We start from the raw sequence: 14,739 nt of genomic DNA on the forward strand, positions 1-14,739 counted from the left end.
TTCCTTCAGCGATACAACCACACGCGCAGCAAAGCGAAGAGGCGTTCGGAATCCACCGGTTTGGGAACGTAATCGGAAGAGCCCGCTTCGATGCATTTCTCGCGGTCGCCTTTCGTCGCCTTGGCCGTGAGCGCAATAATCGGCAATGATTTGAATTTTGTTATTTTGCGAATACGGCGGATGGCCTCGAAGCCATCCATTTCCGGCATCATGATGTCCATTAAAATGGCATCGAGGCCCGGAGTCTTCTTCAACAATTCAATCCCCTCTTTTCCATCGGAGGCGTAGAGAACTTCCATTTGATTGTGTTCAAGCAGGCTGGTCATAGCGAAGATGTTCCGGATATCGTCGTCCACAATGAGAATCTTTTTACCGGCCAGCAGCGGATCTTTTTGCCTCGCTTGATGCAATAGAGTTCGCTTCGATTCGGGCAGGTTTTCTTCGACCTGATGGAGGAACAGAGTCACTTCGTCGTAGAGGCGTTCCTTGGACTTTGCATCTTTGACGATAATGGTTTCGGAGATTCTGCTTAATTCTCCGGCTTGGCGTTCGCTTAGTTCCTTGGCCGTATAGATGATAACGGGGAGCCGCGAGAAATCTACGGAATCCTTGGTTTTCTCGATCACTTCCGAACCATCCATATCCGGCAGTTTTAAATCCAGCACCAGGCAATCGAAGGATTGGCTTCGAAGAGCGTCGATCGCTTCTATTCCATTCTGGACGGCAATAATGCGCACTTTATCCTCGGCCAGAAGATTCACTATAGATTCGCGTTCGACGGCGTTGTCTTCCACCACGAGAACCTGTTTGATAGTATCTTTGTTGACTTGTTGGATTCGGGCAAACACCTCTTCCAACGCCTCCACGGCAATCGGTTTTTCCAGATAGACAAACGCCCCCATTTTCAGGGCGCGCAATCGTTGATTCTCCTCGATCGTGATTACATGTACGGGGATATGGCGAGTTCGTTGATCGTGTTTCAGAATGTCGAGTACGGCCCAGCCGTCCATGTCGGGAAGATGGATATCCAGCGTAATGGCGACGGGTTTGTATTTCCGCGCCAGAGCCACGCCTTCCTCGCCGGTTAACGCTGCAAGACCTTTAAATCCCCGTTCCCACGCCTTTTCCAACAGAATCTTGGCAAACGCAACGTCGTCCTCAATAACCAACAAGGTTCGATCGCTTGGCAGGATAGAAGCGCGGTCGTCGGGTATCGCGGTTTCCATCGCGACCAGAGATTCTTCTTGGGAAATAACAAACTGATCGCCGGTAAGGGAGAAATCCGATGCGAGCTCGTCTTGATTTCCTGTATTTCGAGGTCTCTCGGGGAGAATTTCACCGTCCGGAGGATTACTCGGTTTACGATCCGGACGCAGTTTGTAATTTAACGGCAAGAAGAGAGTAAAGACAGAGCCTTGGCCTTCCTTGCTTTGGACCAACCGCAGTTCGCCACCCAACAAGTGGGCGATTCCCCGGCTGATGGACAGTCCCAAACCCGTGCCGCCGAACTTGCGGTTGGTGGAGGCGTCCGCCTGTTGGAACGACTCGAAAATGATCCGCCGTTTGTCTTCGGGGATGCCGATGCCGGTATCGCTGACGGTGAAGGCGACTACCATTTTGGCGTGGTTGAGAATCTCATGATCGAGACTCCAACCGGACGCCGCTTTGCTTATCTTCAGGGTCACTTCGCCTTTGTTAGTAAATTTGAAGGCGTTGGAAAGTAGATTCTTAAGCACCTGTTGCAGGCGTTTCGCGTCGGTGGAGAAGGATTTCGGCAATCCCGGTTCGCAAGCGGTGGAGAACGCCAGATTTTTGCCATCTGCTATGGGATGGAAGGTGCGTTCCACCTGTTCGCACAAATCGTTGAATCGCACTTCGGCAAGTTCCAGTTCCACCGTTCCGGATTCGATTTTGGCCAGATCGAGTATGTCGTTAATGAGAGAAAGAGGTCGGAACCGGCAGTATGAATGGTGTGGGCGTAATCCACCTGCTTTTCATTCAGGTTGCCTTCCGTATTATCGGTTAACATTTTGGAGAGGATAAGTAAACTATTCAATGGCGTGCGCAATTCATGCGACATGTTGGCAAGGAACTCCGACTTGTATTTGGAGGTCAGTTCGAGTTGTTCGGCTTTCTCCTTCAGGAGCGCCCCGACCTGCTCCACTTCGCGATTTTTGCGTTCCAGTTCCGTTTTTTGATCGCCGAGCAATCCCGCGCGTTCCTCCAGTTCTTCGTTGGCCTGCTGTAGTTCTTCCTGCTGTTTTTTCAAGCGCTCTTCCGAAACTTGGAGCGTCTTGGCCTGATCTTCCAATCGTTTGTTGGTTTCTCGGAGTTCTTCCTGCTGCGCCTGCAATTCCGAGGAGAGGGATTGCGATTGCTTGAGTAATTCCTCCGTCCGCTGCGTGGCCAAAATGGTATTGAGAACAATGCCGAGACTCTCCGACAATTGTTCCAAGAATGAGATTTGCACTTCGTTGAACGCATTAAAGGACGCCAGTTCGAACACCGCAAGCACGTCGTTCTCGAAAACCACCGGCAGCATCACGATATTGAGGGGTGAACTTTCTCCTAATCCGGACGATATCTTGATGTAATCATTCGGCACCTGCGTCAGCGTGATGCGTTGTTTCTCGTAGGCGCACTGTCCAATCAATCCTTCGCCGTAGCGGAACAGGTTGGAAATATGCTTGCGTTCCTTATAACCATAGCTGGAGAGGAGTTTGAGAACCGGCTGGCTGTCCAGCATGTCGCTAATGAAGAAGACGCCGTGTTGTATGCTGACCACGGGAGCGAGTTCGGACATGAGGAGTTTGGCGACCGTGTTGAGATCGCGCTGACCCTGCATCAGTCGGGTGAATTTAGTCAAATTGGTCTTCAACCAGTCCTGTTCGGTATTGATGCGGGTGGTCTCGCGCAGGTTGCGGATCATCTCGTTAATGTTGTCCTTAAGTGCGGCGACTTCGCCCGCCGCTTCGACCGTTACGGAGCGCGATAAATCGCCCTTGGTGACCGCGGTAGCCACCTCGGTGATGGCGCGCACTTGGGCAGTCAAGTTGGCGGCCAAGCGATTGACGTTATCGGTCAGGTTCCTCCAGATTCCAGCGGCTCCCGGCACGTTCGCTTGTCCTCCCAAGCGGCCTTCAACGCCCACTTCGCGGGCTACGGTAGTGACCTGGTCGGCAAAGGTGGCGAGGGTATCGATCATTTCATTGATGGTTTCCGCCAGTTCTGCAATCTCGCCTTTTGCCTCCAGTATCAATTTCTACTTGAGTTCGCCATTGGCGACAGCGGTAACGACTTTGGCGATGCCCCGCACCTGGTCGGTCAGATTGGCCGCCATCAAATTGACGTTGTCGGTCAAGTCTTTCCATGTGCCAGACACGCCCCGTACTTGAGCTTGGCCTCCCAGTTTTCCATCGGTGCCGACCTCGCGCGCTACGCGGGTTACTTCCGAAGCGAAAGCATTCAGTTGATCGACCATGGTGTTGATGGTATTCTTGAGTTCGAGAATTTCGCCCTTAGCGTCCACCGTGATTTTCTTTTCCAAGTCGCCGCGCGCTACCGCTGTGGTCACGGTGGCGATGTTGCGCACCTGATCGGTCAGATTAGCGGCCATGAAATTGACGCTGTCGGTCAAATCTTTCCAGGTGCCGGCGATGCCGGTTACGTACGCCTGGCCGCCCAACCGGCCTTCGGTTCCCACTTCGCGCGCCACGCGGGTGACTTCCGATGCAAAAGCGCGCAATTGATCTACCATCGTGTTGATGGTCTCTTTCAATTGGAGAAATTCGCCGCGCACGTCAACGGTGATCTTCTTCGAGAGGTCGCCATTGGCAACGGCGATGGTGACATCGGCAATGTTGCGCACCTGGTTGGTGAGGTTGTTAGCCATCAAGTTGACATTATCGGTCAAGTCTTTCCAGGTTCCCGCTACCCCCGGCACCTCCGCTTGGCCGCCTAATTTACCTTCCGTACCGACCTCGCGCGCCACTCGGGTGACTTCCGCCGCAAAGGAATTGAGTTGATCCACCATCGTATTGATGGTCTCTTTTAATTGGAGAAACTCGCCGCGAACATCCACAGTGATCTTTTTGGATAGGTTGCCATTAGCGACAGCCGTTGTGACATCGGCGATATTGCGTACCTGACCGGTCAAGTTGGCCGCCATCGAGTTGACGCTATCAGTTAGGTCTCGCCAAGTACCGGAAATGTCCCTGACTTCTGCTTGCCCCCCCAGTTTGCCATCCGTACCCACCTCGCGCGCTACCCGCGTCACTTCCGCCGCAAACGAGTTAAGTTGATCCACCATGGTGTTAATAGTGTTTTTGAGTTCCAGAATTTCGCCCTTGGCGTCGACAGTGATTTTCTTGGATAAACTCCCCTTGGCGACAGAGGTAGTTACATCGGCGATATTGCGTACCTGACCGGTCAAGTTGGCCGCCATCGAGTTGACGCTATCAGTTAGGTCTCGCCAAGTACCGGAAATGTCCCTGACTTCTGCTTGCCCCCCCAGTTTGCCATCCGTACCCACTTCGCGGGCTACCCGCGTCACTTCCGCCGCAAACGAGTTAAGTTGATCCACCATGGTGTTAATAGTGTTTTTGAGTTCCAGAATTTCACCCTTGGCGTCAACAGTGATTTTCTTGGATAAACTCCCCTTGGCGACAGAGGTAGTTACTTCGGCGATGTTGCGTACTTGACCGGTCAAGTTGGCGGCCATCAAATTCACGCTGTCGGTTAAATCTTTCCATGTACCCGCTACCCCCTTCACGATCGCTTGGCCGCCCAATTTACCGTCCGTACCCACTTCGCGGGCAACCCGCGTCACTTCAGAAGCAAACGAGTTCAACTGATCCACCATCGTGTTGATCGTGTTTTTGCCGCTTTCATAGAAAATTCATTATCGCGCTCATTTCGGCTTGAAGCATCAACTGGTTCGAAGCGGCGCAAGACATAAATCGGGAGGCCAAACAGAATCGAAACGATTTTATAGTACCTAGAGATTCTCCCATATAAAATATTCACTCGTCTTCTTGAAGATAGTCAGGAGTCAGGATTCCAATCCACAGCGGTTTGTCATATATTCTAGCCCGAATGGCTCTAGCCGATAGCAAAACAATTGCCATCGAGGATTAGGAACTCGTTCGAAGCGGAAAAAGTTTTTCTATTGAATAACAATAATAAATGTCCGCAACAACCTTTTGGAGGCAACCGTCATGAATCGTCTAACGCGCCGCCTTTTTCTTAAAAATTCCGCCATTGCCGCCGGAGCCGTCTGCGCGCCTGCGATCGTTCCGTCTTTCGCGCTGGGCAAAGACGGCGCAGCGGCTCCCAGCGAGAAAATCGCGATCGGTAGCATTGGTTTGGGAAACCGGGGATCCAGCAATATGCGCCAGTTTATGCGCTACGATGACGTGCGCGTAATCGCCGTCTGCGACGTATCCAAAATCCAACGGCAAAAAGCCAAGGAAATCGTGGATGATTTTTACGACAACAAAGACTGTTACGCGTACGGAGATTTTCGCGAATTGATCGCTCGCAAAGACATCGACGCCGTAAGTTTGGCGACGCCGGATCATTGGCACGTTCTCATCGGCCTGGCGGCGTCTCGCGCCGGAAAAGATATGTACTTCGAAAAACCGGTAGGTCTTAGCATGGAACAAGGACAAGCTTTGCGGAAGGCGATCAAGGACAACAAAAACGTCTTTCAGTTTGGAACCCAGCAGCGATCTTCCAACGATTTTCGCTTCGCTTGCGAATTGGCCCGCAACCAACGCATCGGCGAATTGAAGACCATCTTCGTGGGCGCTCCCGCCAGCTGGCCGATTCCCCAAGACGCGGAGATTCCCGTTCCCGACGATCTGGATTATGACATGTGGCTCGGACCCGCTCCCAAGGTTCCCTATTCCTATCAGCGCTGCCGTCCTTATAACGACAAGGAAAGTTATAGTTCCTGGTATCATATCTACGATTATTGCCTGGGATTCATCGCCAACTGGGGCGTTCACCATCTGGATATCGCGCAGTGGGGAAACGGAACCGACGATACGACTCCCATCGACGTTGAGGGGAAAGGAGAATTCCCCCAGGAAGGCATCGCCAATTGCTGCATCAAGTGGGAACTGGAATTTCACTACGCCAATGGAGTAACCATGATCTATACCGACAATCAGGGGCGAGCCAAGCAGGGGATTCGATTTGAAGGAAGCAAAGGATGGGTGCATGTCAACCGCCAGGGCATCGACGCCGAACCAAAGCCGCTGCTATCCGCTAAAATCGGCAAAGATGAAATTCATCTTCCCGAAAGCGGCGATCATCATCGCAACTTCCTGGATGCGGTAAAAATCCGCGGCGCGACGATATGCCCGGTGGAAACGGCGGTTCATTCGGATACGATCTGTCAGCTTTCTAATATTGCCGTGCGCCTTGGCCGTAAGTTGCGATGGAATCCCGAACTCGAACAATTTATCGATGACGATGAAGCTAACGGCATGTTGAAAAGACCGATGCGGGAGCCATGGACATTGAATGCTTGACGATTTGGGGAACAAATAAAAACGAAATAAGGAAATTCATCATGAATGGGTATAAGACTTACTTTTTCGCCATCGCTCTGTTAGGTTGTTCCTCCGTCTTTGGAAATCCGATTTCGGATGCTTCCGCCGAATTATTTGTGGGTTGGGCTTTCACAGATATCACGCCTGAAAAACCGGTGGCGTTGATCGGCCAGTTAAGCAAGCGGATTTCCCAGTCAGTTCTCGATCCTCTAACCGCGACGGTTTTAGCGCTGGAGACGCAAGGAAAGAACGGCGAACGGGAACAAGCGATTCTGGTTTCGTGCGACGTTCTTTATACTTGCAAGGAAATTCAGGAACGGTTGCAGAATCGGTTGAAAACGGCGATTCCCGATTTCGAGACGGAAAAGTTCTTTATGAACGCTACGCATACTCATACGGCTCCCGGTTTCATCGACGGCGCGTTTAAAGGGTTGTACGACGTGAGCCAGGACGAAGGCGTCATGAAGGCATCCGAATACGCCGATTTTTTCATCGACCGCGTCGGCGCAGCTGCCGTAAAGGCCTGGCGAAATCGAAAGCCGGGCGGCGTAAGTTGGGGATTGGGCCATGCCGTCGTGGGCAGAAACCGCCGCGCACATTATTTCAACGGCTCGACGGCAATGTACGGCAAGACGGATCGCGAAGATTTTTCCAACATCGAGGGTTATGAAGATCACGACGTTAACCTGTTGTTCTTCTGGACGCCGGACAACGAATTGTCAGGGATCATCGTCAATCTCGCCTGCACATCGCAGGAAACGGAAGGCCTGAGCGATATTTCTGCCGATTTTTGGCATGACGCAAGGCTCGAAATCCGCAAACGCATCGGCGGGGATATTTTCATTCTTCCCCAATGTTCCGCGGCGGGCGACCTTTCGCCCCACTATTTGTACAACTCGCAGGCGGAAAAAATCATGCGGGAAAGAAGAGGATTGACAAGCCGTCAGGAAATCGCTCGCCGGATCGCCGACGCTGTGGAGGATGTCTTGCCACTCTCGAAGAAGGATATTGCGCGCAATCCTATCTTCCGTCATGAATTGTCAAAAATCTCGCTTCCCATCCAGGATGCCGAGCGAGTTCCTTTTTACGAAACCGATTCCGTCGATCCCGTTGAAATGCACGCGATTCGTCTGGGCGATATCGCCATCGCCAGCAATCCCTTCGAACTCTATTTGGATTACGGCATTCGAATGAAAGCCAGAAGTCCCGCGTTATTGACTTTTCTCGTGCAACTATCCTGCCAGCACAGCGGCTATCTTCCCACCGAGAAAGCCATTCAAGGCGGCGGCTACAGTGCGGATAAATTTATCGTTGGTCCGGAGGGTGGGCAGATGTTAGTGAACGAAACCGTTCGATTGCTAAATCGGTTATGGGACAAGTAAACTATTCAAAATGGAAAAATATTTGGAAAGGAGCCTATTGAAATGGGAAACATATTGATTGGTTTAAACGCGGAATTTTCTCGCAGTTCGGACAAGCCTTTTGAATGGGCAGTGGAAAAAGCGGCGGAGATGGGATTTAAATATTTCGAACCGATGGTGCACTTTGGCCGCGAACTGATGAGCGAAGCCGGATATTATCACACCGTTTCCATGTTCGACGACCCTTACCGCATCAAGGATGCCTGCGATAAAGCGGGATTGACCATTTCCGCCTTGCAAGCGCATGGCCCCTTAGGACGCCCCGATGTGCACGGCGAATATATCAAACTGGCGATTCGCGCCGCCGCCGAAATCGGCGTTCCCGTGGTTAACACGGACGAAGGCGTCAAGGCTAAATGGACGACGGAAGAGGAAGATTTCGTTTTGATTAAGTATACGTTGCGAGAGGCTTCCTTCATCGCCGAGCGTCGCGGCGTCAAGATTGGCATCGAACCGCACGCTCAATATTCGCGCAATCCCGACGGGCTGGATCGAATCTACAACCTGGTCGATTCTCCCGCCATCGGCATCAATTTCGACACCGGCAACGCCTACTTGTGCGGACATGACGTCTATGCCTGGCTGGAAAGAGTGGCGGAGCGCCTTGTGCATCTGCACGCCAAGGATATTTCGGTGGAGCATTCGGAAGCGGAGCGGGGGCTTGTTACTGGAACGCCGGTTGGATGCGCGTGCGGCGAGGGCGTTTTGGATTGGAAGAAGATCATTGACATCGTTCGTCAAAAAACGCCGCGCGACATCGTCTTTTCCGTCGAGTGCGGGACGCCAACGCAAGCCGCCAAAAGTTTGGAACATCTCGCTGACCAGCTTAAATAATCAAAAAGAAAGAATGGCGGCATTCATCATTTCCTTGAATCTTTTTTATTTTATAAAACGACGTTCCATCTTTACATTAGATGTAAGTATAATAATTTCTAATCAATTTTTTTATATCTATGAAGCCGGGAGATAACAAGATTTTAAATATTCTCATAAACGGCATAATCTAAGAATTTCCTTGCGCCTGGCGCGATTCGAACGCGCGACCGACGGATTAGGAATCCGTTTTTCCGCTATAAATCTCCTACCATCACTTACTACTACCCTTGAAAACATTAGGAAATTGGAGATAATTTATCTATAAACAACTATTGACAAGTACGAAATACTATAAAATTTGCTCACTTTATGCTCACTCCAGAAAAGGAAAAAATCCCAATGAAATTAACGAAAAGCGTAGTTGACAAGGCTTCGTTTGCTCACTCCATGAGCGAAGAAAAAAAACAGTGCATTTTTTGGGATGACGAGTTGAAAGGATTCGGGCTTCGCGTTTTCCCGTCTGGCGTCAAAACCTTTGTTGTGGGCTACCGGCTGCGTGGGCGTTATCGGCTTACATCCATCGGGCGCTATGGCGTGTTTACTGTTGAAACGGCGCGCAAGGCGGCGCAAGAAATCCTTTTCAATGCGGCGAAGGGCATTGACGCGGCGGAAGAGAAAGCGGCGGCGCGCCGGGGCGATACGATGGCGGATTTATGCGCGGAATTCTTCGAACAGCATTCGAAAATTCATAAACGCAGTTGGAAAGATGACAAACGGCAAATCGAAAAAATAATCCTTCCAACGCTTGGGAAAAAGCGCATCGACGCAGTAACGCGACATCACGTTAGCACCCTTCATAAGCAATACGGAGAACGTGCGCCGTACCAAGCGAACCGCGTTCTCTCTCTCTTATCTAAAATCTTCGAATGGGCGAGGTTGATGGGCTACACGAAAAGCGGTTTCGAAAATCCGGCGCGCGGCATAAAAAAATTCAGAGAAGAGAAGCGCGATAGGTGGATAACGCCTGACGAGCTCCCACGTTTGGCGGAAGCGATTAACGAAGAAAAAAACATATACGCGAAGACGGCGTTTTGGTTGCTTCTTTTGACTGGTTTGAGACTGAATGAATTGTTGTCGGCGCGATGGGCAGACATTGATCTCTCACGAGAAGAATGGAGAATTCCACAAACAAAGGCCGGGCGAATTCATCATGTTCCCTTAAGCGCAGCGGCATTGGATATTCTTAAATCCATCCCTAAATGTTCGAGAAATCCATTCGTTTTCGTTGGAGTTAAAGAAGGCGCTCATCTAGTCAACATTGATAAGGCATGGCGACGCATAAAAGCTCGTGCGGGTCTTCACGATGTAAGAATCCACGATTTACGCAGAACATGCGGTTCTTGGATGGCGTCCAGCGGAGTATCTCTGCCCATCATAGGCAAAGCCTTGAATCATTCCAACCAGTCAACAACGGCGGTTTATGCTCGTCTTGGTGAAAATCCAGTTAAAGGGGCGTTTGAAGATTATGGCGGGAAAATCTTAAACATTGCGGCTATTCGCAAAGCGAAGAAAGAAACCGCTTAGAAGCCGCCTTCCTTGGCCTAGGCTCAACGTTCGCCGTTTGCCCTGTTGAAATTATGGACGCGGCTTTGCACCCTTCCTGGACAGTTCCCATAGTGTTCGTTCCAGGGAATCGCGCAACGATCCGCAAGTGGAGCGTGAACGCATCCAGGATGAGGCAAACCGCAAGCGCAGCGAAGCCACCAAGGCGCAGCCGCGAAATGACGATGGAACAATGGCGGAAAAAGAGCCGGTAGTGGGACAGAGTGTTCCACTACCTGTTGATCGTCACGAAGGACGCGAAGCCAAAGCCGCCGCGTCCAAGACGAACGCCGGGGCGGCGGAGCAATAAGGCCGGAACGTGGGAGATGCCCCCCGGTCCCCCCAAAGCCCCCGGCTTGGGACCCCCGGACGGTTCCATCAGATAGTACCTGTGCATGGGAAGGGATTCTGTGGCAATGCCCCCGGCCTGTTTGTGGCAGTGTTGGTGGAAAATATTTTTTGTATGATTTTGGATTTTTTTTGCTCATAGAGAATTTTCATATCGCCTTAAAAGCATGACCGTTACATGGTACGATGGTTTGGGATGCTGTTCAAGTAGGAATTACTGGAGGGAAAACGATGAATCGCCATAATTCCGTTTTTTTTCTTATGTCTATTTTGCTCGTTCCCGCATCTTCCGTATTCGCCTGGACGCAAGAACCTCAATGGCTTGACGCCTATGAATTCAACCAAGATACGTTGGCGGGCAATGGCTGGGAGGAGATTCCCGGCGGTTTCGAATCGTATGAGCCGGGAGTTAAGCAATTCGCAGTGCTTCCCGATCAGGCGTTTCCTTCCTCTGCGGATGTACGCAGGATTGCTATTACCGTCAAGCCGAAACAAGCGACGTTTCTCTATGCTTTGAATCCCATAGTCGCCAATGGCTGTCCTATTCTTCACGCTTTCTTTTATTTATTCTATTGCTGACCAATTTTTTATCATTGTTTGATTTGGTGTTGGGTTTGCATCTGTATCAGGATATGCTCGAAATTCCTGTAGAATTGCCCACGGATGTGACTTTAGTGGTATAAATCTGAGATAACGAGTTGGAGTCGATGAGAATTTATAGATTTTTGAAGTTGAACTGGGCCAATTATCCTCTATCACCAATATTTTTCCCTCTCCATTAAACTCACCCGTCAACGAGGTTTCTATTTTAAATGCTGAAAATAAATCAGAAGGATTCGCGACACTTGGAAATATTTCAATACGATTAATTGAAATTTCTCCAGGCAACCAGACCTGCCACCAACCCATATCACCCTCTGGTGACCATCCATTTTCTGGTGTTGTTTTGTCGCCATCAATAGCAAATTTTGGATCACGGGTTTTACGAAAACTTTCGGCAGTTGCATAACCCAATGATGCAATGTTTGTGTCATTGGTAATATTGTCAAATTCATGTCCCGTAAATGGTGATGTTGGAGTAGGAGTAAAAGTTGGTGTTGGAGTAGGTTCCACTGCCGGATAGACTCGGAATTCTTGAATCACGGCATATGGCCTTGATTCTTTTGGAATCACTCTAAGATATCGTGTTCGTATTGGAGTAAAATCGTAAGATACAGGGAATTTTGCTGGCCATGATTTCTCTGATACAATTATAGTTTCTTCGCCATTAAATTCTCCTGTTAAAGATGAGGCAATATCAAATACAGTATACATATCGTTATAATTAACAAAGGTTGGGAATATATCTATTTTATATATTGGCAATTCACAAGGTAATTTTAATTGCCACCAACTCATACCTTGCCGAGTAAACCAACCATTATATCTGGAAGATATATCATAATCTATCGATTCTGTAGGATCTCTCACATCTTCTGTTTCTTCCGCAGAAGCATAGCCTAACGGCGCAATATTTGTGTCCCAATGCAAGTTTTCGCACTCATGTCCCGGAAGGGATTTTGTTGGAGTTGAAGTGAATGAGGGGGTAGATGTTTTGGTAGGAGTAAAAGTAAAAGTAGGCGAAGGGGTATTGGTTGCAGTTATAGGCGTGGGCGTGATGTTTAAAGGAGTAGCGGGCGGATAGATTTCTATTTCTTGTAATCCTTGAAAATACGTTCCCGTGAGTTTTATCAACCGAATATATTGCGCCACAAATGGATTAAAAATATATGAGATTGGAAGATATTTTCCTATCTCTCTTCCAGAGTTTATAATCGGCAACCATTTATTTCTCCATTCTTCTTCTCTAATAATTTCTATTTCTTCTCCATTAAAATCACCCGTAAGTGATGCCAATATTTTAAATGACGTAAATAAATCATTTGGATTTCTTGCAGGTGGATATATATTGATTTTTTCAATTTCATAGGGGTTGGGTAGTTTAATATCTAAAAAAAGATATGCCAAGTCAGTTTTACCCGAAAACCAACATAGATCTGATTCAGAAATATTCCCATCAACTACAAGGTTGATATTACCGTCCGCTTTCCAGCACCCATAACCATCGAAGGTATATACTGTCGCATTTACTATCTGGCCACGAGCAATATTCACATTAGGCCCAAGTGGTGGGATCGTTGGTATAGGAGTGCTTGTCGGGATAGGAGTCAGATGAAGCATTAAATCATTTTTAACATTTGTGCAATCGATTATAACCTCATGTGAGGCTGATACGAGACCGTTTAGTCCTTCAAAACATATTTCATATTTGCCTGGAATAATGATCGGAAGGGTATAACCACCCGATGTACTGGTCTTCGTTTGATACCACCCTTCTTTATTTTTTACTATTACATTACCGATTCCTTCTCCTAAATCATAAAACGAATTACCATTTATATCATCATAAACTACACCACATAATCTTGGCGTCCTATCATTCGGCGAACCAAACTCTTCCACACACGAGTATAGTGTTTCATTAAGATTTGACATGGAAGGAATTGGATACATCGCAATTCCGGCCTCAATAATGGGAGAAACCGCAGGGTTGGAATTGATAATTGCATGACGATGTCCTCTTTCTGGATTACGAATGTCTACAATAAATCCTGAATGAGCATTTTCAGATGAAGAAACACTATCAGCAACATTTTCACCACATCCTGTACCTTCATAACCTGCTATTGTTATCACTCGATCATAGGGTGAACTACCATCTGAACCAAAATGTCCAAATACTTTACCTCTATTAATGGCCATATCTTTTGCATGAAGTCTTGCTCCGTGTAGCAATTTGTCATTCATAGACATCGGGGGTTGTGCAAAATACTTTTCAAATTCATCTATAAATTCTTGTGGATGATATCCGTCTCCAAGTATTGAATAATACTTATATGAATTAAGTAATCTTTTTGCTTCAATGACAGGATTAAGTCTTGCTCTATTAATGTATTCAAGAACTAATTGTTCTTCATTTGTTGGTTCTCCATGAATATTTGAAAAATAAGTAGTTGGTGTTGGAGTAGGTTCCACTGCCGGATAGACGCGAAATTCTTGAATCACGGCATATGGCCTTGATTCTATTGGAATTAATCTCAGATAGCGTGTAGTGATGGGAGAAAACTCGTAGGTCGCTACGAGTATATTCTTCCAATTTTCCTCTTTAACTAAAATTTTTTCCTCTCCCTTGAATTCACCCGTCAAGGACGAGGCTACGACAAAAGAGGGAAACATATCGGAGGGATTTTGGACGCTGGGGAAAATTTCTATTTTATAGATGCTGACATCCTTCAAAAAAACAATTTGCCACCAAGAAGGATTGTATTCCGAAAAGTTGAGTGGAGACCAGCCGTTTCCAATCGTACTGGTATCACCATCAATAGCCTGTTTTGGTTCTCTTCCTGGATAGTAATTTTTTGCAGTTGCATAACCCAATATACCAATATTTGTAAACCAATGGAGATCGTCAAATTCATGTCCGTTAAAGGGGCTAGTAGGGGTAGGGGTAAAAGTTGGAGTGGGAGTAGGTTCCACTGCCGGATAGACTCGGAATTCTTGAAGGTTTGCAAAGGGTTGAGGTTTCAGTGGAATTAACCTCAAATAGCGTGTGGTGATGGGAGAAAACTCGTAGGTCGCTACGGGTATATTCTTCCAATTTTCCTCTTTAACTAAAATTTTTTCCTCTCCCTTGAATTCACCTGTCAAGGACGAGGCTACGACAAAAGAGGGAAACATATCGGAGGGATTTTGGACGCTGGGGAAAATTTCTATTTTATAGATGCTGACATCCTTCAAAAAAACAATTTGCCACCAAGAAGGATTACTTTCTGTCAAGCGACAATTATTCTTCCCCCTCGACGACAATTATTTTTCCCTGTTTGACTCAGCAACCAATCCGTCTTTGAAACGCGGTTATAGGAATGTAGATTTGTGATTTTTTCCTCCTGGGCCTG

The 14,739-nt window shown here is 48.2% G+C and carries 7 protein-coding genes and 1 pseudogene; 6 read left to right on the forward strand and 2 right to left on the reverse strand.

The genetic code is table 11. The annotated features are described in order from the left end of the window. Positions 1 to 5 precede the first annotated feature (5 nt). A pseudogene (locus tag AB1656_19345) lies at positions 6 to 4,879 on the reverse strand (HAMP domain-containing protein). 337 nt (positions 4,880 to 5,216) lie between these two features. Between AB1656_19345 and AB1656_19350 the strand changes: the two are divergent. From AB1656_19350 to AB1656_19375, 6 genes are all read left to right on the forward strand, one after another. After that, a complete protein-coding gene (locus tag AB1656_19350) occupies positions 5,217 to 6,536 on the forward strand; it encodes a Gfo/Idh/MocA family oxidoreductase (protein ID MEW6237544.1) in 1,320 nt (439 codons plus the stop codon). A gap of 41 nt (positions 6,537 to 6,577) precedes the next feature. Further along, a complete protein-coding gene (locus AB1656_19355) occupies positions 6,578 to 7,939 on the forward strand; it encodes a hypothetical protein (protein MEW6237545.1) in 1,362 nt (453 codons plus the stop codon). Positions 7,940 to 7,981: 42 nt separating this feature from the next. Then, entirely contained in the window at positions 7,982 to 8,812 is an 831-nt protein-coding gene (locus AB1656_19360) for a sugar phosphate isomerase/epimerase family protein (GenBank protein MEW6237546.1), read from the forward strand. A gap of 381 nt (positions 8,813 to 9,193) precedes the next feature. Beyond that, entirely contained in the window at positions 9,194 to 10,378 is a 1,185-nt protein-coding gene (locus tag AB1656_19365; protein MEW6237547.1) for a site-specific integrase, read from the forward strand. A gap of 127 nt (positions 10,379 to 10,505) precedes the next feature. Continuing rightward, a complete protein-coding gene (locus AB1656_19370) occupies positions 10,506 to 10,706 on the forward strand; it encodes a hypothetical protein (protein MEW6237548.1) in 201 nt (66 codons plus the stop codon). A 269-nt stretch (positions 10,707 to 10,975) separates the two neighbouring features. Then, positions 10,976 to 11,323 carry a hypothetical protein gene (locus tag AB1656_19375; GenBank protein ID MEW6237549.1) on the forward strand — a complete coding sequence of 116 codons (348 nt, stop codon included), beginning with the start codon at positions 10,976 to 10,978 and terminating at the stop codon, positions 11,321 to 11,323. On the opposite strand, the gene AB1656_19380 is transcribed toward AB1656_19375, so the two are convergent. Further along, on the reverse strand, positions 11,309 to 14,620 hold the full coding sequence (locus tag AB1656_19380) for a discoidin domain-containing protein (GenBank protein MEW6237550.1): 3,312 nt from the start codon (positions 14,618 to 14,620) through the stop codon (positions 11,309 to 11,311). The genes AB1656_19375 and AB1656_19380 overlap by 15 nt on opposite strands. Positions 14,621 to 14,739 lie beyond the last annotated feature (119 nt).

The organism is Candidatus Omnitrophota bacterium (assembly GCA_040755155.1).
Taxonomy (GTDB): Bacteria; Hinthialibacterota; Hinthialibacteria; order Hinthialibacterales; family Hinthialibacteraceae; genus JBFMBP01.

Coding starts and splice junctions, on each gene's coding strand:
- AB1656_19350 (MEW6237544.1), top strand. CDS start 5,217: ATGAATCGTCTAACGCGCCGCCTTTTTCTTAAAAATTCCGCCATTGCC.
- AB1656_19355 (MEW6237545.1), top strand. CDS start 6,578: ATGAATGGGTATAAGACTTACTTTTTCGCCATCGCTCTGTTAGGTTGT.
- AB1656_19360 (MEW6237546.1), top strand. CDS start 7,982: ATGGGAAACATATTGATTGGTTTAAACGCGGAATTTTCTCGCAGTTCG.
- AB1656_19365 (MEW6237547.1), top strand. CDS start 9,194: ATGAAATTAACGAAAAGCGTAGTTGACAAGGCTTCGTTTGCTCACTCC.
- AB1656_19375 (MEW6237549.1), top strand. CDS start 10,976: ATGAATCGCCATAATTCCGTTTTTTTTCTTATGTCTATTTTGCTCGTT.